This window comes from Neobacillus sp. PS3-12 (assembly GCF_030915385.1).
Taxonomy (GTDB): Bacteria; Bacillota; Bacilli; order Bacillales; family Cytobacillaceae; genus JAEVLT01.
Genome location: NZ_CP133268.1, coordinates 4,027,501 through 4,047,922 on the forward strand (window position 1 = coordinate 4,027,501; position 20,422 = coordinate 4,047,922).

The 20,422-nt window shown below is 37.9% G+C and carries 16 protein-coding genes and 3 pseudogenes; 14 read left to right on the forward strand and 5 right to left on the reverse strand.

Annotated features, from left to right (window positions below; all coding sequences use genetic code 11):
• Position 1: 1 nt before the first annotated feature.
• Entirely contained in the window at positions 2-556 is a 555-nt protein-coding gene (locus tag RCG17_RS20370; protein ID WP_308171900.1) for a DUF3231 family protein, read from the reverse strand.
• Between the two features lie 191 nt (positions 557-747).
• Here RCG17_RS20370 and RCG17_RS20375 point away from each other — a divergent pair, with 191 nt between their 5' ends.
• From RCG17_RS20375 to RCG17_RS20395, 5 genes and pseudogenes are all read left to right on the forward strand, one after another.
• Positions 748-1,683 carry an aldo/keto reductase gene (locus RCG17_RS20375; protein ID WP_308171901.1) on the forward strand — a complete coding sequence of 312 codons (936 nt, stop codon included), beginning with the start codon at positions 748-750 and terminating at the stop codon, positions 1,681-1,683.
• Positions 1,684-1,941: 258 nt separating this feature from the next.
• Complete coding sequence (locus RCG17_RS20380; RefSeq protein ID WP_308171902.1) at positions 1,942-2,943, forward strand: LacI family DNA-binding transcriptional regulator; 1,002 nt, start codon at positions 1,942-1,944, stop codon at positions 2,941-2,943.
• Between the two features lie 156 nt (positions 2,944-3,099).
• Positions 3,100-4,290 (forward strand): galactokinase, encoded by a 1,191-nt coding sequence (locus RCG17_RS20385; protein WP_308171903.1) that lies wholly within the window; start codon positions 3,100-3,102, stop codon positions 4,288-4,290.
• A gap of 85 nt (positions 4,291-4,375) precedes the next feature.
• Positions 4,376-5,899 (forward strand): annotated as a pseudogene (gene galT, locus RCG17_RS20390) (UDP-glucose--hexose-1-phosphate uridylyltransferase).
• Positions 5,900-5,970: 71 nt separating this feature from the next.
• A complete protein-coding gene (locus RCG17_RS20395; RefSeq protein ID WP_308171904.1) occupies positions 5,971-7,032 on the forward strand; it encodes an aldose epimerase family protein in 1,062 nt (353 codons plus the stop codon).
• Positions 7,033-7,070: 38 nt separating this feature from the next.
• On the opposite strand, the gene RCG17_RS20400 is transcribed toward RCG17_RS20395, so the two are convergent.
• The 3 genes from RCG17_RS20400 to RCG17_RS20410 are packed head-to-tail and all read right to left on the reverse strand — an operon-like array spanning position 7,071 to position 8,389.
• The gene (locus tag RCG17_RS20400) at positions 7,071-7,316 is read right to left on the reverse strand and encodes a hypothetical protein (protein WP_308171905.1); all 246 of its coding nucleotides are present in this window, start codon (positions 7,314-7,316) and stop codon (positions 7,071-7,073) included.
• A gap of 27 nt (positions 7,317-7,343) precedes the next feature.
• Positions 7,344-7,778: a glycine/sarcosine/betaine reductase selenoprotein B family protein gene (locus tag RCG17_RS20405; RefSeq protein WP_308171906.1), complete on the reverse strand. Its 435-nt coding sequence runs from the start codon at positions 7,776-7,778 to the stop codon at positions 7,344-7,346.
• A 38-nt stretch (positions 7,779-7,816) separates the two neighbouring features.
• Entirely contained in the window at positions 7,817-8,389 is a 573-nt protein-coding gene (locus tag RCG17_RS20410) for a peroxiredoxin (RefSeq protein ID WP_308171907.1), read from the reverse strand.
• Between the two features lie 198 nt (positions 8,390-8,587).
• Between RCG17_RS20410 and aroD the strand changes: the two genes are divergently transcribed.
• The 5 genes and pseudogenes from aroD to RCG17_RS20435 all read left to right on the forward strand — a co-directional run bounded on the left by aroD (position 8,588) and on the right by RCG17_RS20435 (position 13,554).
• Positions 8,588-9,349, forward strand: coding sequence for a type I 3-dehydroquinate dehydratase (gene aroD, locus RCG17_RS20415; RefSeq protein ID WP_308171908.1), 762 nt, complete (start codon positions 8,588-8,590; stop codon positions 9,347-9,349).
• 181 nt (positions 9,350-9,530) lie between these two features.
• Positions 9,531-10,337: a molybdate ABC transporter substrate-binding protein gene (gene modA / locus RCG17_RS20420; protein ID WP_308171909.1), complete on the forward strand. Its 807-nt coding sequence runs from the start codon at positions 9,531-9,533 to the stop codon at positions 10,335-10,337.
• A 5-nt stretch (positions 10,338-10,342) separates the two neighbouring features.
• Positions 10,343-10,998 (forward strand): annotated as a pseudogene (gene modB, locus RCG17_RS20425) (molybdate ABC transporter permease subunit).
• 167 nt (positions 10,999-11,165) lie between these two features.
• Entirely contained in the window at positions 11,166-11,789 is a 624-nt protein-coding gene (locus tag RCG17_RS20430; RefSeq protein WP_308171910.1) for a nucleotidyltransferase family protein, read from the forward strand.
• A 193-nt stretch (positions 11,790-11,982) separates the two neighbouring features.
• Positions 11,983-13,554, forward strand: a complete 1,572-nt coding sequence (locus RCG17_RS20435; RefSeq protein ID WP_308171911.1) for a hypothetical protein — start codon at positions 11,983-11,985, stop codon at positions 13,552-13,554.
• An 89-nt stretch (positions 13,555-13,643) separates the two neighbouring features.
• Here RCG17_RS20435 and RCG17_RS20440 read toward each other — a convergent pair.
• Positions 13,644-14,988 (reverse strand): annotated as a pseudogene (locus RCG17_RS20440) (aldehyde dehydrogenase family protein).
• Positions 14,989-15,535: 547 nt separating this feature from the next.
• On the opposite strand from RCG17_RS20440, the gene RCG17_RS20445 reads away from it, so the two are divergent.
• The 4 genes from RCG17_RS20445 (at position 15,536) to RCG17_RS20460 (ending at position 20,410) form a co-directional block, all read left to right on the forward strand.
• A complete protein-coding gene (locus tag RCG17_RS20445) occupies positions 15,536-17,314 on the forward strand; it encodes a LytS/YhcK type 5TM receptor domain-containing protein (RefSeq protein ID WP_308171912.1) in 1,779 nt (592 codons plus the stop codon).
• Positions 17,289-18,029 carry a LytR/AlgR family response regulator transcription factor gene (locus RCG17_RS20450; RefSeq protein ID WP_308171913.1) on the forward strand — a complete coding sequence of 247 codons (741 nt, stop codon included), beginning with the start codon at positions 17,289-17,291 and terminating at the stop codon, positions 18,027-18,029. Before RCG17_RS20445 ends, RCG17_RS20450 begins: the two co-directional genes overlap by 26 nt.
• A gap of 177 nt (positions 18,030-18,206) precedes the next feature.
• Positions 18,207-20,000 carry a carbon starvation CstA family protein gene (locus RCG17_RS20455; protein WP_308171914.1) on the forward strand — a complete coding sequence of 598 codons (1,794 nt, stop codon included), beginning with the start codon at positions 18,207-18,209 and terminating at the stop codon, positions 19,998-20,000.
• Between the two features lie 239 nt (positions 20,001-20,239).
• Positions 20,240-20,410, forward strand: coding sequence for an iron-sulfur cluster biosynthesis family protein (locus tag RCG17_RS20460; protein ID WP_308171915.1), 171 nt, complete (start codon positions 20,240-20,242; stop codon positions 20,408-20,410).
• Positions 20,411-20,422: the final 12 nt, after the last annotated feature.

Genomic DNA, 20,422 nt, shown 5'->3' on the forward strand with positions numbered 1-20,422 from the left:
CTCACTTTTCTGTTTGCTGCAAGCCCGGAGGATAATATGGTGGCGGCACTTTGAGCCAGCCCCGTTTTCGCATCAATGATTTAAATGTTGTTAAAAAAGTGATATGTTCTTGTAAAAACTCGGCCCAAATCAGACTAACATCACTGCGGATCGATTGACCTGACGTGTCCGAACATTTTGTAATTGCCATCGTTATTTTTTTCTTAAGGCTATTTGCAAGCTCGTTATCTGTCAGCTTAACACCTAATGGAACACTATTCGGGTCAGAGATTGGCTTCGATTCACTAAGAGGTGGCAATGGAATACCTTCTGAACGCATAAATGCTGAAATTCGCTCTTTTTCCGATTTGAGCATATTCACTGCTTCTTGCAGGGCTTTTCTCAATTCAGGGTCCGTTGTACTGTTAATTCCAACTTCCGTCTGTACTTGTGTCTCACCAACTAATGCTAAAAATATCCAGAATCCCATAGCCTCTCCAATGTGAAGAGGGGTTTCGTTCTCATCCTTAATAAAAGATTGAACCACACTTTTCAAGGCTTGTAAAAGATCAGGCAAAAATTCCACCTTCCTCTCTTTTTGTTAATTTTCCCTGAAGGATATTTTTTAATTCAACAGATGAAGGCAAAATATATTATAATAAAACAAAAATAAATAAATACATATTCAGAAGCAAGCGCACTTAGGATTGTTCTTTTATATTGAGATAGGTAATGAGTTTTAAAATTAAGCTGAAATGAGGATGAGTTATGGGCTATCAGGCAAGACAAAATCGTTATCAAGATATGCATTACAATCGTTGTGGGAATTCGGGATTGAAGCTTCCTGCGATTTCTTTAGGCTTATGGCATAATTTCGGAAGTGTTTATTCCTATGAAAATATGAAAAACCTCATCTTTCATTCTTTTGATTTCGGAATTACACACTTTGACTTAGCCAATAACTATGGCCCTGTCCCAGGTTCAGCCGAGGAGAATTTTGGTAAAATCCTTCAACAAGAAATGAAAAGTTACCGTGATGAAATGATTATTTCTACCAATGCTGGTTATAAAATGTGGGAGGGCCCCTATGGGGATTGGGGGTCAAAAAAATATTTGGTTAGCAGTTTAGATCAAAGCTTAAAACGAATGGGTTTGGACTATGTAGACATTTTTTATCATCATCGTCCAGACCCAGAAACTCCTTTGGAAGAAACAATGGCAGCTTTGGACTTGATTGTTCGGCAAGGGAAAGCGTTGTATGTAGGGATCTCTAATTATTCTGCAGAACAAACGGCGCAAGCGTTAGAAATTTTGAATAAGCTGGGTACGCCTCTTCTAATTCATCAACCTAGATACAGTATGTTTGAGCGATGGATTGAAGATGGATTGCAGGGTGTATTGGAAAAATCAGGCGTAGGTTCGATTGCTTTTTCACCACTGGCACAGGGAATGTTAACCGAACGCTATTTAGATGGAATTCCGACTGATTCTAGAGCAGGTAAGCCAAATACCTTTTTGCCAAAAGATCGGGTAACAGTTGATGTATTAAAAAAAGTGAAGGCATTGAATCGGATTGCAGTTGAACGAGGACAAACTCTTGCACAAATGGCTTTAGCCTGGGTACTACGTGAAGGGAAAGTGACCTCGGCACTGATTGGTGCAAGTCGTGTCAGTCAAATCGAAGAAAATGTAAATGCATTGTAAAACTGTGAATTTACAAAAGATGAATTAAATTTAATTGAAGAGATTCTGCATGGATAAGGTAGAGCTGAAATGATATGTTTTTTCGAAATGAGGGTGCAAAAATTGGCACCTTCATTTTTTTTGGAGGAAGGAACGAACGTCTTTGCTATCCCCATTTTAAATAAGGAATTAAGTAAAATTTTAGTAAAAAATTGACCGTACTTTCATGTTATATTAAGATGTTCTTAACAAGAACAGTTATTAGAATGGGGAATAAAAATGGCTACTATTAAGGACATTGCCGAACGTGCAGGTGTATCGATTGCCACTGTGTCGAGGGTGCTAAACTATGATTCCACCCTTTCGGTAAGTGACGAAACGAAAAAGAAAATTTTTCAGACAGCAGAAGAATTATCCTATCGAAAAAAATCTGAGCGTCGTACATCAACCTATCAAATTGCTTTAGTGAACTGGTATACGGAAGAAGAGGAATTGGATGACCTTTACTATATGTCAATTCGTTTGGGGGTTGAAAAACGATGTGAATTCCACAAGCTAAAAACAAGAAAAGTATCTCTTAATGAAATGGCAGCAATACGGGGAGAAGAGATGAATGGAGTTATTGCGATCGGGAAGTTTAGCCAAAAGCAGGCAGAGGAACTTCGAACTGTAACAGAAAATATTGTGTTTGTGGATTGCTCTCCAGATGAAGATTTTTACGATTCTGTCGTTAGTAATTTTGAAAGGGCAACCATCAATGTGATCGATTACTTTCTTAAACATGGGCACCACAAGATTGGGTTTATCGGAGGAAAGGAAACTTATAAAGATGACCATGTTGATATTGCCGACCCGAGACAGGTCACCTTTGAGAGTTATCTTAAACAAAAGCAGCTGTTAGATCCTTCCTACGTCTATATGGGATCATTCTCGGTAAATGATGGGTACAAATTAATGAAACAAGCGATAAAAGATCATGGAGATAATCTACCAACAGCTTTTTTCGTTGGGAATGATTCAATGGCCATCGGATGTTTACGTGCACTTCACGAGGAAAATATTCCAGTTCCTGAGAAGGTTAGCATTATTGGGGTTAACGATATTAGTGTCTCAAAATATGTTTTTCCTGCTTTAAGTACGGTTAAAGTTTATACAGAATTTATGGGGGAAACAGCAGTGGACCTGCTGCTTGAAAGAATGACCGATCGAAAAATCGCAAAAAAGGTCATTATTTCTACACAATTAGAAATTAGGAATAGCAGTAGGGAAAGAATGGAATAATGATCAATAGGGAGTAATTAACAGTGTGCTTTTTTTTTGTTTTTTTTACTTAAGTTTTTACTAAAATAATTGACTGGATTTTACTTGATCTTTAAAATAAAACTATAGTGGTTTGAAGTAATATTATCATTACTAAAAGAAAGTTGGAGAGGCCCTATGGAAACGAACTTACTGATAACAAAATTTGAAGAAATATTTCCAAGTAACGAAAGTCAAAAAATTCGTTTGTTTTTTTCTCCAGGAAGAATCAATTTAATTGGTGAGCATACCGACTACAACGGAGGCCATGTTTTCCCATGTGCAATCACATATGGAACGTATGGAGTTGTCAGAAAAAGAGAGGATCGAACCATTAGGATGTATTCTTTGAATTTTGAAGACAAGGGAGTCATTGAATTTCACCTTGATCATCTAGAATATGACCCAGTCCATAATTGGGCGAACTATCCGAAGGGGATGATTCGTTATATTCAAGAAAAAGAGGGGTTATTGCCGTACGGTATGGATGTCCTTATTTACGGAAATATTCCAAATGGAGCGGGACTTTCTTCTTCAGCCTCATTGGAAGTGCTTACAGGAGTGATGGTCAATGAACTTCTTGATCTCCGTATTGCGCGGTTGGATTTAGTGAAACTCGGGAAGAAAGTTGAAAATGAATTTATCGGTGTAAACAGTGGGATCATGGATCAATTTGCCGTTGGGATGGGAAAAGAAAACTGCGGGATTCTGCTTGACTGCAATACATTGAAATATGAATATGCACCTTTAAAATTAAGCGGATATAAAATCATAATAATGAACACGAACAAAAGAAGAGAGCTTGCGGATTCGAAATATAATGAAAGAAGAAGTGAGTGTGAAACAGCACTGGAACTGCTTCAACAGGTTAAAGAGATTTCCAGTTTGGGTGATTTAACCGAGGAAGAGTTTGAGTCAATCAAAGGTCACATTCATAATGATGTTTTAACAAAAAGAGCAAAGCATGCAGTCTATGAAAATCAAAGGACATTAAAAGCTTTAGCTGCCTTAAGAAATGGTGATTTGAACGAGTTTGGACTTTTAATGAATAGCTCCCATATTTCTTTGAGGGACGATTATGAAGTAACCGGGGCAGAACTGGATACCCTTGTTGAAGCTGCCTGGAATCAGGAAGGGACTATAGGTGCGCGGATGACAGGCGCTGGATTTGGCGGATGTGCGATTGCGATTGTCAAAGAAGAATCGGTAAATAAATTTATGGCAGAAGTAAGCAAAGAATATCTAACGAAGATTGGCTATGAGGCGTCTTTCTATGTTGCCAGCATTGGGGACGGAGCAAAGGAAATCGAATTGAATGCATGTCATTAAATAAACAAGCGATTAGGTTTTTCAGGATGCGTGGAATTTGCACCAATCAAATGAAGACGTATATTCGAAGCAGGGAGCGAAAACGATGAACGTATACATTGCATTAGAAAGGCTGGTTCAGCATCTTGCTACGTTAGAAATGATTCAAGCGGAAGATAGTATCTATGCAAGAAATCAGGTTATGTCCCTCTTAGGGCTTCTTGATTTTCCTAATAGTTTAGTAATGGAAGAAGGAATTGAGCAGGAAATTCCTGACCTATTAGAAGAATTAGTGCAGTTTGCTGTTGAAGAGGGCATAATCGAAGATTTGCTTGATGAGAAAGAAATTTTAAGCAGTAAAATCATGAATGTTTTTATGCCAAAGCCTTCTGATGTCAATCAGGCATTCTATGAAAAATGGAAAGAAAGCCCTGGTAAGGCGACAGAATATTTTTATAAACTTAGTAGGGATAGCAATTACATTCAGACGAAAAGAATTGGAAAAAACATCAACTATAAATCGGAAACCCCTTATGGAGAATTAGATATTACCATTAATTTGTCAAAGCCGAGAAAGACCCTAAAGAGATTGCCAGGGAAAAGGAAAGAAAAACGGTTTCTTCCGAATATCCGAAATGTTTGCTTTGCATAGAAAATGAGGGGTATGCCAGGCAGAATAGGCCATCCAGCGCGGTCAAATCACAGGATGATCAGGCTGGAGTTAACAGATGAGCCTTGGTTTTTTCAATATTCCCCATATGTATATTATAACGAGCATTGTATTGTATTATCCGCTAAACATCGGGACATGTTGATTGATCGAGGAACGTTTGAAAGATTATTAGAATTTGTCGGGAAATTCCCACATTATTTTGCAGGATCAAATGCAGATTTGCCAATTGTCGGCGGTTCCATTTTGACACATGACCATTATCAAGGCGGAAACTATGAGTTTACAATGGCAAAAGCGGTGGATGAAATCAATTTTAACCTAAATGGCTTTCCGAACCTGAAAGCATCTACTGTAAAATGGCCGATGTCGGTTATTCGTTTACGTGGTAATCATAAGGCTGAGTTAATCAATGCATGTGCGTATATTTTGGAGAAATGGAAGAACTATACTGATAAAAATGCAGAAATTTTAGCATATACAGGAGAAACCAGGCACAACACAATTACACCGATAGCACGAATGCGGAACGACGAATTTGAAGTTGATCTTGTTTTGCGAAATAATCGCACGAGTGATGAACACCCCTTGGGGATTTTCCATCCTCATGCTGATGTACATCATATTAAAAAAGAAAATATTGGCTTGATCGAAGTGATGGGACTTGCAGTTTTACCAGCACGCCTCAAAACAGAGCTCGAAGAGGTACAAAACTATTTATTAGAACAGCCAAATAGAATAGAATCTTACCACATTCCATGGGCAGATGAATTAAAAATAAAATATAACAATCAACTTTCAAGCTCTCATGTAAACGAAATTGTCCATAAAGAAGTAGGCATCAAATTTTTACGCGTACTTGAAGACGCAGGGGTATTTAAGCGGGATGAAAAAGGGCAAAAAGCATTCAAGAAGTTTATTACAGAGTCTCTAAATGCAGAGCTGGAAAGCATAGATTAAATAGGATCTTCCCAGACTTTTTCCCGAGTAGTAAGAAATGATGTATTTATCTGATGAAAGGCTGATTAATAATGAAAATAATCCAGAAAACATTTGGAGAAGTCAATAATCGATTGATAAACCAATATACAATGGTTAATGATAACGGTATTGAAGTGACTTGCATTAATTATGGATGTATTATTACCAAAATCATAACACCAGATAAAGAGGGAAACTTCGAAAATATTGTTCTTGGTTATGACGCGATAAATGATTATATAACTAATCATTATTATTTTGGAGCCATTGTTGGCAGAGTTGCAGGAAGAATTAAAGGGGCAGCTTTTGAGCTTGATGGAGAAACATACGAATTAGTTAAAAACGAAAATAACAATCATCTGCATGGCGGAATGACAGGGTTTGACAAAGTCATTTGGGATGCTGCTGTAATCGAAAATGACCAAGAAGTAGCTGTTAAATTCTCCTACCATAGTCCTGACGGTGAAGAAGGATACCCAGGCAATTTAGATATAAGTGTAATCTATTCTCTTAATCAACAAAATGAGCTATCAATCCAATATACTGGCCATACTGACAAAAAAACATTGTTGAACATGACAAGCCATTCCTATTTTAATTTAAGTGGAAATTTTAAAAGAGATATTTTAAATCACGCTTTAAAAATAAAAAGTGAAAAGTATTTGGAATTAAATGAAGAAAATATTCCAACGGGGGATTTGCTGGATGTGACGGGTACTCCTTTTGACTTTACTTCCGAAAGTATGATTAAAACAGGGGTTGAATCAGAACACCCACATAACATACTTGTTGGTAAAGGATATGATCATCCGTTTCTTTTACAAACAAACCATGATAATGAGATCATTTTAATGGAAAAAGAGAGTGGACGTACTTTAACAGTGGAGACGGATGAGGTTGGGGTTGTTGTTTATTCAGGTAACTTTATAGAAAATGGTGGATACATTCAAGGTGTTCCATCCCGTAAATACTTGGGGATTTGCCTGGAAACACAGGGACTTCCAGATGCGATTCACCATCCTCATTTCCCGTCATGGGTTTTAGAAAAAGGGGAGGAGTATTCATCTGTTACAAAGTATAAGTTTGGAATAATGAATACAAATACTAATTAAATCTAAAGGGAAGGGATGGCAATCTGCCATCCCTTTCTCTAGCTATTAATAAGTTGGAAAATCCACATCATGAATGTGCCCGGCTCCTGATGTTCATTGAGCTCGGCTAGTGCTGCCTTTAATACATTCATTTGTGTTGTTTTATCATGTGGCTTTCCTAATGAATGGCCAAAAACGAACCCTACTGGATGAATAGCCCGTGGAGGCCTCATCAAGCTGGATTGTTCAACGTCCAACGTAATTAAAGTTGTTGGAATTCCTTGTGATTCAATGCCGCGCTGCACTGTAACTACAGTGCGATGACAGAGCGGTCAGCCAGCAGTTAAAATGACTGCGTCCGCTTTGGAACGAACCACTTCTTTTACAAGTGCAGGAATCGTTTCATTATTAATTTTGTTCAATCTCATGGAATAGCCCATCATAGTTAGATGCTTCTCTGCTACTCCCCCGAGGTCTCCATCATCCACCATTTCTCTTAATCGGTCGATGGGGAACACACAGTTAATATCCTCTTTGGGTGCATCTGTATTATAATGCTCCTTTGGGGCTGCATGGGTGACCGTTAAATCTTTTGCATCCACTTCTCCTGGAATGATACGGAAGGTGGCATCACCTTGTGAGGGGTCCGTGTTAAAAGGCTCCTGATCCTTCAAGTGAACGCCAGAGGTAGAAACAATCATGATGGTCATTTCATGCAACGGCTTATTGCTAGGTGTATATGGGATAGCTTTTCTTGAGAGTTCCATACACATCCTCCTTATTTTCTACAACCTAAATTATCTGCTTAAAGTTTTCTCAATACGTCAAACAACTCTTCATTATCAGGTTGCTTACCAATTGGATGAACATCAATCCACTGAACGATTCCTTGTTTATCAATGATAAACAGGGCTCGCTCTGAAGCTCCATATGCCGCTTCCCCTTTGTTTTTGCGAAGGACGCCATATTTTTCCGATACTTCTCCATGCGGATAGAAATCAGAACAAAGCGGATAGGATATTCCTCCGATTGATTTTGCCCATGCATCATGACTTGGAACGCTGTCAACTGAGATACCCAAGACCTGGGTATCGAACTCTTCAAAACGAGAAAGATCATCCTCGTAAGAAGGCATTTGCGCGCCTCAAACTGGGGTCCAATCTAGGGGATAAAAACAAAGAAATACATTTTTTGTGCCGCGGTATTCGCTTAATGTAATTCTGCGATCGCCATGGGCTCCCAAGGTGAAATCAGGTGCCTGATCACCAACTTTTAAGGTGCTTGTTTCAGTAGCTCCTTGTGGCATGTAAAACTCTCCTTTCTTGTGTTTAATCAAACAACAATTTTTATTATTCCCTTGATCAATATGCTTAAACATAAAAAATGTTTGAGAAAAATTTTAATGGCAAGTTGAGAAACTCCTTCAATTGGATGTCTAATAATTAATAGAGTTGTGATAAAATCTAATAGAAAAATGAAAAAATTTTGAAATATAAATTTAGATGTTTAAGGATTTATATAATATTCAACCTTGCAAAAATTTTTTATTAAATGCTTTTGAAAATGGAGGATGTATATGAGTACTTTAAAAATTAAAAACCTGATAGTAGGGGAAGGAACGCCGAAAATTATCGTTCCACTTATCGGAAAAACAAAAGAACAAATTATAGATGAAGCTGAACTTGTAAAGGAGCTTCGGCCTGATGTAGTGGAATGGCGTGTTGATTTTTATGAAGAAGTAGAAAATTTAGCTGCTGTAAAAGAGTTACTCGTAGATTTACGAAATTTATTTGCAGATGAATTGCTTCTGTTTACGTTTCGCACTCATAAAGAAGGCGGAAATAAGGAAATTAGTAATGAAACATATGTTGAGTTGAATCAGACAGCTATTCTCACCAAAAATATCGACCTCGTGGATGTTGAGTTATTTACAGGGGATAATGAGGTTCAGGCAATCGTTTCAAAGGCCAAGGAAAACGGAGTCTTTGTGATCATGTCCAATCATGATTTCTTTAAAACACCGCCAAAAGAGGAAATTGTTTCTCGTCTGCGGAAAATGCAGGAGTATGGTGCTGATATTCCAAAAATCGCCGTAATGCCAACTAATGCTGAGGACGTTCTAACACTGCTCGATGCAACAAATACAATGAAGAAACAATATGCAGATCGTCCAATCATTACCATGTCAATGGGAGGCACAGGTGTGATTAGCCGTTTATCATGCGAGGTCTTTGGATCAGCGTTTACTTTTGGTGCAGGTAAAAGTGCATCCGCACCTGGTCAAATACCTGTTGCTGAATTAAGAAACGTTCTAGAAATATTACATAAAAGTATGTAATTCATATACAAATGGTACATGTTAGGAGAATTTACGATAAGCCTCAAAGAGATTACCTAATCTTTGAGGCTTTATTTGCAAATAAATAATACAGGATGTGGCCTCATTCACATAATTTTTCATTATAAATAAATATAATAAGTTATAATTGACAATATCTGAATTAAAGGGACGTTGGATAATGAATAAATTTACTCATGTATTGCTTTCAATGCTGCTTCTTCTACTAGTAGTATCAGGTTGCTCAGAGAATGTAAAAAATACTAACTCAGAAAAAAAACAAGGTGATCAGGTTAAAAGTGTAGAATTAACAATTTCTGCTGCAGCAAGTTTGCAGGATGCCTTAACTGACATAAAAACAACCTTTGAGAAGGAACATTCAAATGTAAAAATAACCTATAATTTCGGAGCCTCAGGTGCATTGCAGCAGCAAATCTCTCAGGGAGCACCAGTCGATATATTCTTTTCTGCTGCTGAGGATAAATTTCAGAAATTAGAACAAGGAGGATTGATCGAAAAGAAAAACGGAACAGATTTACTTGGAAATGATCTTGTCTTGATCGTTCCAAAAGATTCTAGTAAAGGGATCAAATCCTTTGAAAAACTAACGAAGGCAGACAAAATAGCACTTGGTTCTCCTGAGTCTGTACCAGCGGGACAATATGGGAAAGAAACATTGGGGAATTTAAATATTTTGTCTGCTGTTGAAGGGAAAGTCGTTTATGCAAAGGATGTACGACAAGTGCTTACATATGTTGAAACTGAGAATGTTGATGCAGGAATTGTTTATAAAACAGATGCTTTAACGTCATCAAAAGTAAAGATTGCGGCAACGGCTGCAGAAAATACACACACACCAATTATTTATCCGATTGGTGTAATAAAAAACAGTTCACATCCAAAAGAAGCAGCGCTTTTTTATGAGTACCTTCAAAATCAAAAATCGATGAAGATTTTTAAAAAATACGGATTTAAAGGTCTGAAATAATTCAAATGTCAGCAGATTTTTGGTCACCAGTTAAGTTATCGATAGAAATCGCACTTGTTTCGGGAATATTAGCATCCATTTTCGGCCTGTTTTTTGGCAAGTTAATGGCCAATAAAAAATTTAGCGGAAAAGCGATCATTGAAACCGGGTTTCTTCTGCCATTAGTATTACCTCCTACAGTAATAGGATTCTTGTTAATTATTATTTTTGGAAGGAATAGTCCAATCGGTCAATTGATAGAATGGCTCTTTAAGCAGCCTGTTATCTTTACTTGGTGGGCTGCTGTCATTGCTGCTACTGTCGTAGCTTTTCCTCTCATGTATCAATCTGCTATGACAGGATTTGAAGCAATTGATCCGGATATTGAGGGTGCAGCTCGGATAGATGGAGCGAGTGAATTCAAAGTATTTATTCTTATTTCCATTCCACTCGCACGAGGAGCAATTATGTCCGGGTCCATTTTGAGCTTTGCAAGAGCCCTGGGGGAGTTTGGAGCAACATTGATGTTTGCTGGTAACATACGGGGAAAACTCAAACCATACCAACGGCTATTTACATGGCACTTGATGCGGGCAATATGGAATTGGCTTGGTTATGGGTATTAAGCATTATTGGCATTTCACTCATTATGCTAATGTGTGTACGCAAAATCCAATCCTAATCTAATCGTTTATATGAACGTTCTTTTTAAACTGACGTAGAAAAAAGTAATTTTCTAGGGGCAAAAACAATATCTGTTTTTGCCCCTGTACTTTACTTCTTTGATCAAAGGAAAAGAAGTAAAATTAATGTAGGGGAGAATTCATTCACTCTAGAGGGATGTTCAAAATGAAAAATAAGAAAATTTCTTCTATTATATTGTCTGCTGGTTTTTCCTCAAGAATGGGGAGCTTTAAACCGCTTTTGAAATTCGGTGATTATACAGCAATTGAAACCATTATCAAAGCACATTTAAATTCAGGGATTGATGACATTGTTGTGGTTATTGGGCACCGAGGAGATGAAGTAAGAGAAGCTCTAGAAGACTACAAAGTCAAATTTGTGAAAAATGAAAACTATGCTCAGGGAATGTTTTCTTCAGTAGTAAGCGGTTTACAAGCAATTGAAAGGGAAGCTGGAGCATTTTTGGTGCAACCTGTTGATATCCCGCTAGTAAAAGAAAATACAATAAAGTCTTTAAAAAGTCAGTACATTCATTCTAATAAGGGTATTATCTATCCAACTTTCTGTGGTAGAAAGGGGCATCCTCCACTTATTGACTGTAAATATAAACAGGAAATACTAGACAGCAATGGTGACGGAGGACTAAAGAGAATACTAGAAAAATATAAAGATGATGCTGAATTTTACCCAACCTTTGATGAGGCAGTTTTAAAAGATATGGATACTCCAGAAGCTTATGAAATTTTATTAGCCTATTATTTTTCCGAGGAGCCAACCAGGAATGAATGAGAACGTATTCTAAGCATATATAATTTGTGGATCACATCATAATAATCCTCCTAATTCTGTCCAAAACTAAATAAATCTTAACAAAACGGTACGATAAGTAATGAATGTTACTGCGAAAGAGTAAATAATAGATTATAATTTTATAAAAAAGTAGATTTTGGGATTGATTATAAAAAACGTGGTGAGGAGATTCGTGTCACTTCAAACAGATACTCTATTGCAGGAGCAACAGCAAAAAATATTACATCAATTTTTAAGCATTGCATTAGGTGGAAATTCATTTTTGCATCCTTATATTGAGGATTATTATCGGAAGAATGAGTGGGAATTTCATGAAGCGTACCAAAAGAGTGGGTTGAAAGGAAATCCACTATTTTTAAGGTACTCTACAAATAGTGAAGACAAAATCAGGAAAGTAGCTGGGATGATAGCGTGGTGTAATCAAAACCAACAGTTTGCATTACTTGATCAACTAATTAAAAAAGGGTACAAATTTGCTTACCAATATTTACAGCAAAGTACCCAAATTGATTTTGACCATTTTATGCGCAGCTACGCACAAAGGCAAAAAAGCAAAATCGTTAAAGAAATAGAGTTGCTTTACCAAAATATTGTTCTCTGGTATCTATGCGTTCGCGAAGACAAACCATTTAATACAATGAATATTGCCTGGAAGTCTTTTCAAAATGTATTATACTCATCCATAAACGAAATTCAATTAGAAAAGGAATTTTTCTCAAAAAAGATGTTTAGAAAGCATCAGGAGGAAATTGTTGATCTATATCGGGAATACAACATTCCAAAAAATCCTCGTTTTGATTCGTTAGGCAGTTTTATTGAGTTTATAATCAGTGAAAACTTTAAACAAATCTCTCAAACAAACCTTTATGCTGACACGGAAAGTATTGAACAAAAGGTATTCCAGGAATCACCTTCAAAATATATTGGGGCTTTAGGCGGCTGGCTAAAAATTCTTAAGATTCATGAACTGGATGCAACCGAAAAAGTACCATTTACAAAAACGGATCTTGATACTGTTTTTTTAGAGATCTTGTATGTCCAAAAGTACAATTACATAAGCAAAGCGGACCAAGATTTGTTTTTTATAGCATGCTTGTATCTTAAATGCCTCAGTTCTCTTTATCGGGAATCGAAACAATTGTATTTGGACTCAACGAAGCAAGATTTTTATCTAGAAATGAAATCCAAAGAGACACAAATAAGGAAGCAGGAAGCGGATCTTTTAAGAAGGAAGCAGACATGGGAGTTTACCCATAAAAGACAGCAGAAAGAAATTGAAGGTTTAACAGAAGAACTTCGAGAGGCAAATACAAAAATGCGGCAACTTGAACAGCAAATCAGGAATATGGAGGATTATGCTGAAGAGGTGCATGCACTCAGAAATTATGCCTATAAAGAGGAACGGGATGATCGTAATATTGACAATGCTCCATCTATAAACACGATGGCAGAGTTTATCCAGTCGAAGCGGATTGTCATTTTTGGCGGATCTCCGAATTGGCGGCAAAAATTAAAGGAATGCTTGCCTGCTGTGGAATTTGTTGATGTTGAGGATAAGAATCGGGATATTTCAAAAATCCAAAGAGTCGATGCGGTGTTTATCAATACAACCGTATTTGCCCATGCTTTTTATAAGAAAATTATCAAGGAATTGAGCAATAGTAAAACTCCGCTTTACTATTTAAACGGGCAAAGTAATACCGAAAAGAATATTTCAGAAATCTATGAATGGTTAACTGAATAAGTAGAATCAGTACACTATATACATTACTAAATTAGTGAGGGACGGTACTCCCATTTCCTTAGTGGAAACTGGGTACCGTCCCATTGCTTTTACTGCATCGAAATCCAGACGCTCTTTACTTCAGTATAGTTATTTAGGGCATAGGAACCCATTTCACGTCCCATACCTGATTGTTTAAATCCGCCAAATGGGGAAGCTGCATCGAATGTATTGTAGCAGTTTACCCATACCGTTCCAGCACGAAGCTTACTTGAAATATAATGCGCTTTCGCTACATCACGTGTCCACACACCTGCTGCCAGTCCGTATTCACTATTGTTGGCACGATTAATTAATTCATCCAAATCGTCATATGGCATAGCAGAAATAACAGGCCCAAAGATTTCTTCCTTGGCAATTGTCATTTCATCCCGTACGTCTGCAAAAATAGTCGGAGAAACAAAGTAACCTTGTTCCTGAGGCTTATCGCCGCCTGCAACAAGCTCAGCACCCTCATTTATTCCTTTTTGAATATACCCAAGGACACGCTTTTGCTGCTCAATGGAAACAAGTGGCCCGATTTCCGTGTCTGCAAATATACCTGCTCCTTGTTTAATCTTCTTAGCATGGTCAACCATATCAGCGACAACGTTATCGAATTGCTTCTTTTGAATAAATGCGCAAACCGGCACAGCATACCTGTCCCTGGTTGAACATAACACCGTTCAATGCACCTGGAATCGCTTTTGTTAAATCAGCATCTGGAAGGATGATGTTCGGTGATTTTCCGCCAAGCTCAAGTGTTACGCGCTTCAATGTTTTAGAGGCTTTTGACATGATCATCTTTCCAACCTCAGTGGAACCAGTAAAGGCGATTTTATCAACTAAAGGATGGTCCACAAGGGGCTGACCAGCAGTTTCGCCAAAACCAGGAACAATGTTTACAACACCAGCAGGGAAGCCTGCTTCTTGAATTAACTCGGCTAAGTACAGCGCTGAAAGAGGCGTCTGCTCAGCTGGTTTTAAAACGACAGTACAACCAGTTGCCAGGGCAGCTCCCAGCTTCCACATGGCCATAAGAAGAGGGAAGTTCCAAGGGATAATTTGTCCTACTACTCCTACAGCTTCATGACGAGTATAGTTGAAAAATGGCCCGTTAACAGGAATGGTTTGTCCAACAATCTTCGTAGACCACCCTGCATAATACTGCATATGATCAATTGCTAAAGGAATGTCAGCACTAGTTGTCTCACGAATTGGCTTACCATTATCCAATGTCTCTAACTGTGCTAATTCTTCCTTATTTTTTTCCATTAGGTCAGCAAGTTTGTACATAAGTCGGCTTCGTTCAGAAGCACTCATTTTTGACCATGGCCCTTCATCGAATGCCTTACGAGCCGCTTTAACAGCCAGATCAATATCTTCTTTACCAGCTTCATAGACATGTGCCAACACTTCACCTGTGGCAGGATTGTATGTTTCAAAAGTTTTTTGAGATTTGCTTTCTACAAATTCTCCATTAATAAATAGCTTTTTCTTTCCACTCAAAAACATTTCTACCTTTTCTTTTAAAACGACTGTTAGTTGACTCATACAATTCCTCCTCTATTTTAAGTTGGCTATGTAAGTCCAGGTGTGTTGATAGTCTTGCTGAAAAAAAACTATTAAAACTTACATAGAAAATGTTAACACTTTGAAAAATATAATTTCAATATAAAAATAACTAAATATTCCGATAATAAACTACAAAAAACCTTTCACTTTTACTTTATTCTACTAGTTGCAACAAAACTAAATAAAAATAAACAGAACTTAACATAAATCAACAATATTATAAGTTGGTAACGTGAGAATTAGAAAATTTGTTAGAAAATGTACATTCTAATCCGCAGATTTTTATTATAGTGAAAAGAGGTATGATATCAATCTATTGAATAACCGAAACCTTTCTATCAATCAAGTTCAGGTTGGATAAACTAAAAAACCGAAAGAAGGGAAAATAATGCTTGCTTTATTACCTCTAATGCTTGAACGAGTGGGGCTTCTGATCATTGTGGCATTTCTTCTATCACGGATGAGGTCATTTCGTCTGGTGATTCATAATGAACATGGATTAACAGCGAAAGTGACGATGATCGTCATTTTTGGCCTTTTCGGCATTATAAGCAACTATACGGGTGTGGCAATTGGCCATGGTGTGATTACATCTCAAAACTGGGTAACAGATATTTATCGGACGAATGCGATTGCGAATACGAGGATTATGGGTGTTGCGATTGGCGGGCTTCTTGGCGGTCCAATCGTAGGAATCGGAGTTGGCTTAATTGCCGGTCTTCACCGATTATATTTAGGTGGATTTACCGCAACTGCGTGTGCTTTTTCTACCATTTTGGCCGGAATTGTGACTGGATTTTTAGGAAGAAAGTTTAAAATCCAAGAGGAAAATGCCCATTGGAAAGCCGTTATGATTGGAATTCTGATGGAATGTGCCCAGATGGGGATTATCTTAGTAGTAGCCAAACCATATCAGGAAGCGCTTCACCTTGTTGAACTCATTGCTGTGCCAATGATTGTGATTAACGCATTTGGTACATTAATATTTTTAATGATTATCCAGGGGATTTTTTTAGAAGAAGAGCGGACTCGAGCACTACAAACCCACAAGGCGCTTTATATTGCCCAACAGACGTTGCCGTTTTTTCGTCAAGGTCTAAAGGTAGACTCCTGCACGAAAGCAGCAGAAATCATTTTGAAATGGACGAATGCCGATGCCATTTCGATCACGGACAAGCATAAAGTGCTTGCCCATGTTGGTGCAGGCTCAGACCATCATGTACCGCTGGGAAATATGGCGACTCAATTAACAAAAAATGTTTTGGAACAAGGTAGAGTTGTGATCGCAAAAAATGCTGAAGAAATTAAATGCTGGAAAGATCATTGCCCGCTCCATGCAGCCATTGTTCTGCCGTTAAAGGTACATTCACAAACCGTAGGGGTGTTAAAACTTTATTTTAGGAATGAAAGTAGACTTAATCAGGTGGAGCAGGAGTTGGCAGAAGGACTTGGAAAGCTTTTTTCAGACCAATTGGAAGTGGCAGAAGCTGAGGCTCAAAGGAGATTATTAAAGGATGCTGAAATCAAAGCATTACAAGCTCAAGTCCATCCGCATTTCTTATTTAACGCTATTAATACGATATCAAGTTTGATTCGAACAGATGCCGATAGTGCACGGAAGCTGTTAATCAAATTAAGTACTTTTTTTCGAAGCAATTTGCAGGGAGCCCGTCAGATGCTGATTCCACTGGAAAAAGAATTGGAGCATGTTGAAGCCTATTTGTCGTTAGAACAAGCGCGCTTTCCTGATCGCTATAATGTGGAAATAAACATTTTGCCGCCACTGGAAAAGGTTTTAATACCGCCATTCACCTTGCAGCCGCTCGTCGAAAATGCGATCCGTTATGCTTTTCCAAAAAATAAAAAAGGCACTGTTAAAATCAGTGCATTTGAAAAGGACGGCAAAATGATTCTATTAACGGAGGATAATGGAAATGGAATTCCTCTTGAGCGGCTCGAGATATTAGGAAATCAAACGGTTGAATCGTCTGAAGGGACAGGCACTGCTTTGTGGAATATCAAAACAAGAATCGAAGAAATTTATGGACAAGAGGCTATTTTTCAAATCATTAGCAATCCGAAAAACGGAACCAAAGTATTGATAGAAATGCCATTAAGAGACAGCTATTGGGGGGAAGAGGATGTTAAGAGCGTTTATTGTGGATGATGAACCATTAGCAAGAGATGAATTAGCCTATCTATTAAGACGAAGTAAGCAGGTGGATATTGTTGGTCAGGCAGAGAGTATTGAAACAGCGTTGTATACCTTACAAAGTGTTGATATCGATGCTGTCTTTTTAGATATACAGCTTGGGGACGAATGTGGAATGGAAATTGCTAATAAGCTTAATGGGCTTGAATATCCTCCTCTTATTGTGTTTGCAACTGCTTATGATGAATACGCTTTAAAGGCTTTTGAGTTGAATGCAGCTGATTATTTATTAAAGCCTTTTGAGGAAAGCAGGGTCCAGCATACAGTTGAAAAATTAACAAAATTATGTCATTCACATGAACCAACGATCTCATTAGGTTCAAAAAAATATCTTTCTGACCGTACCGAAAAGCTTGCGATTACAGTTGATGAAAAAATTGTTCTTGTAAAGGTAAATGATATTCTTTATATTGAAGCAAACGAGGGAAAGACGACGATTGCTGCCAAAAAACAAAAGTATGTGGTAACCGAATCATTAGTAGCTTTTGAACGGAAATTACAGGGGTCTTCGATCATTCGGGTCCATCGTTCTTTTTTAGTGAATATGAATGCGATCGAAGAATTGGAGCCATGGTTTAATTCTACTTATAATCTTATAATGCCCAATGGAGAAAAGGTCCCGTTAAGTCGGACCTATATAAAAGAACTCAAACAGCTGCTTGGACTTTAAGTAGCTGTTTTTTATTTACGAATAAAAGCCCTGAGCTGTTTATTAACCTTGAATTTCATTTATACTTTTTTGCATTTCAATTCCCTGTTCTTGCATTTTAGCGTGAAAACCCTATGTTGCCGCTTTCATCTTGTATCATGAAACCATACCAAACATTGATGAGGAGGTTTATCGATCATGAATGCAATGACAATTGTAATAGGAACAATATGTATTTTAATTATTGCGTACCGTCTTTACGGAACATTTATGGCTACAAAGGTCATGAAATTGGATGACTCCAAGATTACGCCGGCACACGAATTAAACGACGGTAAAGATTATATTCCAACAAATAAATGGGTGACCTTTGGGCATCACTTCGCAGCAATTGCTGCAGCTGGTCCACTGGTTGGACCGATTCTGGCAGCACAATTTGGGTATTTACCAGGATTATTATGGCTCTTGATTGGTGCAGTAATTGGAGGAGCTGTTCATGATGCAGTTGTCCTTTATGCTTCGATGCTGAGAAAAGGAAAGTCACTCTCTGAAGTTGCTAAAGAGGAACTAGGCCCGATTGCAGGTTTTTGTACAGGACTAGCCATGCTCTTTATCATCACGATTACGATGGCTGGACTTTGTATCGTTGTAGTCAATGCACTCTCAAATAATCCATGGGGAACATTTGCAGTTGGAATGACAATTCCGATTGCCATGGGAGTAGGAATTGCTTATAAGAAAACAGGTAATTTAAAACTAACATCGACAATCGGTTTTATCCTGATTATGGTTTGCGTTTTTGTCGGACCATTTATTAAAGATTCTGCACTTGGGCATTTGCTGACGCTTGATCCAAAGACATTATCGATTATTTTACCAGCTTACGCTTTTATCGCAGCAGCATTGCCGGTTTGGCTGTTATTAGCTCCACGAGATTATTTAAGTACTTTTATGAAAGTCGGAGTATTTGCTGTATTAATCGTTGGAGTGCTAATCGTAAATCCGCATATTAATATGCCGACGGTTACAAAATTTGTTCATGGCGGCGGCCCAGTTATTGCCGGTCCAGTTTGGCCGTTTATTTCGATTACGATTGCTTGTGGTGCGATCTCTGGTTTCCATGCTTTCATTGGATCTGGAACCACACCAAAAATGCTTGACCGCTGGACAGATATCAAAGCTGTCGGCTTTGGTTCGATGCTAATGGAATGTGTAGTTGGTGTCATGGCACTAATTGCTGCAACCGCACTTCAGCCTGCTGACTATTTTGCGATTAATTCAAATCCTGAGGTGTTTAAAACATTAGGAATGCATATGGATCAATTACCGGCCCTTTCCAAACAAATTGGCCTCAACCTTGCAGGAAGAACAGACGGTGCTGTTACACTTGCAGTAGGTATGACCTATGTATTTAGACATATTGGCTGGTTTGCAAAATTAGCACCATATTTCTTCCAGTTCGTGATTATGTTTGAAGCTGTGTTTATCTTAACAGCAATTGATGCAGGAACTCGTACAGCACGTTATTTAATTCAAGACTTCTTCGGCGATCTTTATAAGCCATTAAAAGATGTAAACTGGATGCCAGGTTCACTATTTGCAGCAGCTCTTTCTAGTGTTATGTGGGGATACCTCTTGTTTACCGGAAATATCAGCTCTGTGTGGGCCCTTTTCGGGGTATCCAACCAGCTTATGGCATCAATTGGTTTGATTATCGGAGCGACTGTTATTCTTCGTGTAGCTGATAAACGTCGCTATATGTTAACTTGCTTAGTTCCACTTTCCTATCTCTATGTGACTGTCAACATGGCAGGATATTGGATGGTTAAAAATGTGTATCTTAACCCACTTTCAAAAGGTTACAATCTATTAAACGGTTCAGTATCGATTATCATGCTTGTACTTGGTGTGGTGATCATGGTTACAGCAATAAGAACTTGGATTAAAATGTGGAACTCCCCAAGGGTTCAACTAGATTCAAAAGCAGCATAATATAGTCTTCGAAAAAAAGTCTTGGTAACATTTGTTATCAAGGCTTTTCCATGTATATAGGGCTTTTTCATTTTCTTAATAGTAAAAACCAAGTAAGATAAAAAGTGAACGATAGGAAGGGAGTAAGGAAAATGAATATCACCGATCAGGCACGTGATGTATTAAAACAATTGTTCCAAGAACAAGCTGCAAAAAACATTCGCGTTTATTTTGCAGGCTATGGCTGAGGCGGTCCAAATATGGGACTGGCTCTGGATGAGCCAGATAAAAATGATGTAGTAGTAACTATCAATGAAATACAGGTTGCAATCGACCCTGATGTAGAACCATACACTGAAGGCCTTACGCTTGATTATGATCAAGAAAACAATGGGCTTATGTTAGTGGGTAACGAAAGCAACTGTTGTTAAGCTATTGAAAAA

Coding starts and splice junctions, on each gene's coding strand:
- RCG17_RS20450 (WP_308171913.1), top strand. CDS start 17,289: ATGTTAAGAGCGTTTATTGTGGATGATGAACCATTAGCAAGAGATGAA.
- RCG17_RS20375 (WP_308171901.1), top strand. CDS start 748: ATGGGCTATCAGGCAAGACAAAATCGTTATCAAGATATGCATTACAAT.
- RCG17_RS20395 (WP_308171904.1), top strand. CDS start 5,971: ATGAAAATAATCCAGAAAACATTTGGAGAAGTCAATAATCGATTGATA.
- RCG17_RS20460 (WP_308171915.1), top strand. CDS start 20,240: ATGGGACTGGCTCTGGATGAGCCAGATAAAAATGATGTAGTAGTAACT.
- RCG17_RS20405 (WP_308171906.1), bottom strand. CDS start 7,778: ATGGAACTCTCAAGAAAAGCTATCCCATATACACCTAGCAATAAGCCG.
- modA (WP_308171909.1), top strand. CDS start 9,531: ATGAATAAATTTACTCATGTATTGCTTTCAATGCTGCTTCTTCTACTA.
- RCG17_RS20445 (WP_308171912.1), top strand. CDS start 15,536: ATGCTTGCTTTATTACCTCTAATGCTTGAACGAGTGGGGCTTCTGATC.
- RCG17_RS20455 (WP_308171914.1), top strand. CDS start 18,207: ATGAATGCAATGACAATTGTAATAGGAACAATATGTATTTTAATTATT.
- RCG17_RS20385 (WP_308171903.1), top strand. CDS start 3,100: ATGGAAACGAACTTACTGATAACAAAATTTGAAGAAATATTTCCAAGT.
- aroD (WP_308171908.1), top strand. CDS start 8,588: ATGAGTACTTTAAAAATTAAAAACCTGATAGTAGGGGAAGGAACGCCG.
- RCG17_RS20380 (WP_308171902.1), top strand. CDS start 1,942: ATGGCTACTATTAAGGACATTGCCGAACGTGCAGGTGTATCGATTGCC.
- RCG17_RS20430 (WP_308171910.1), top strand. CDS start 11,166: ATGAAAAATAAGAAAATTTCTTCTATTATATTGTCTGCTGGTTTTTCC.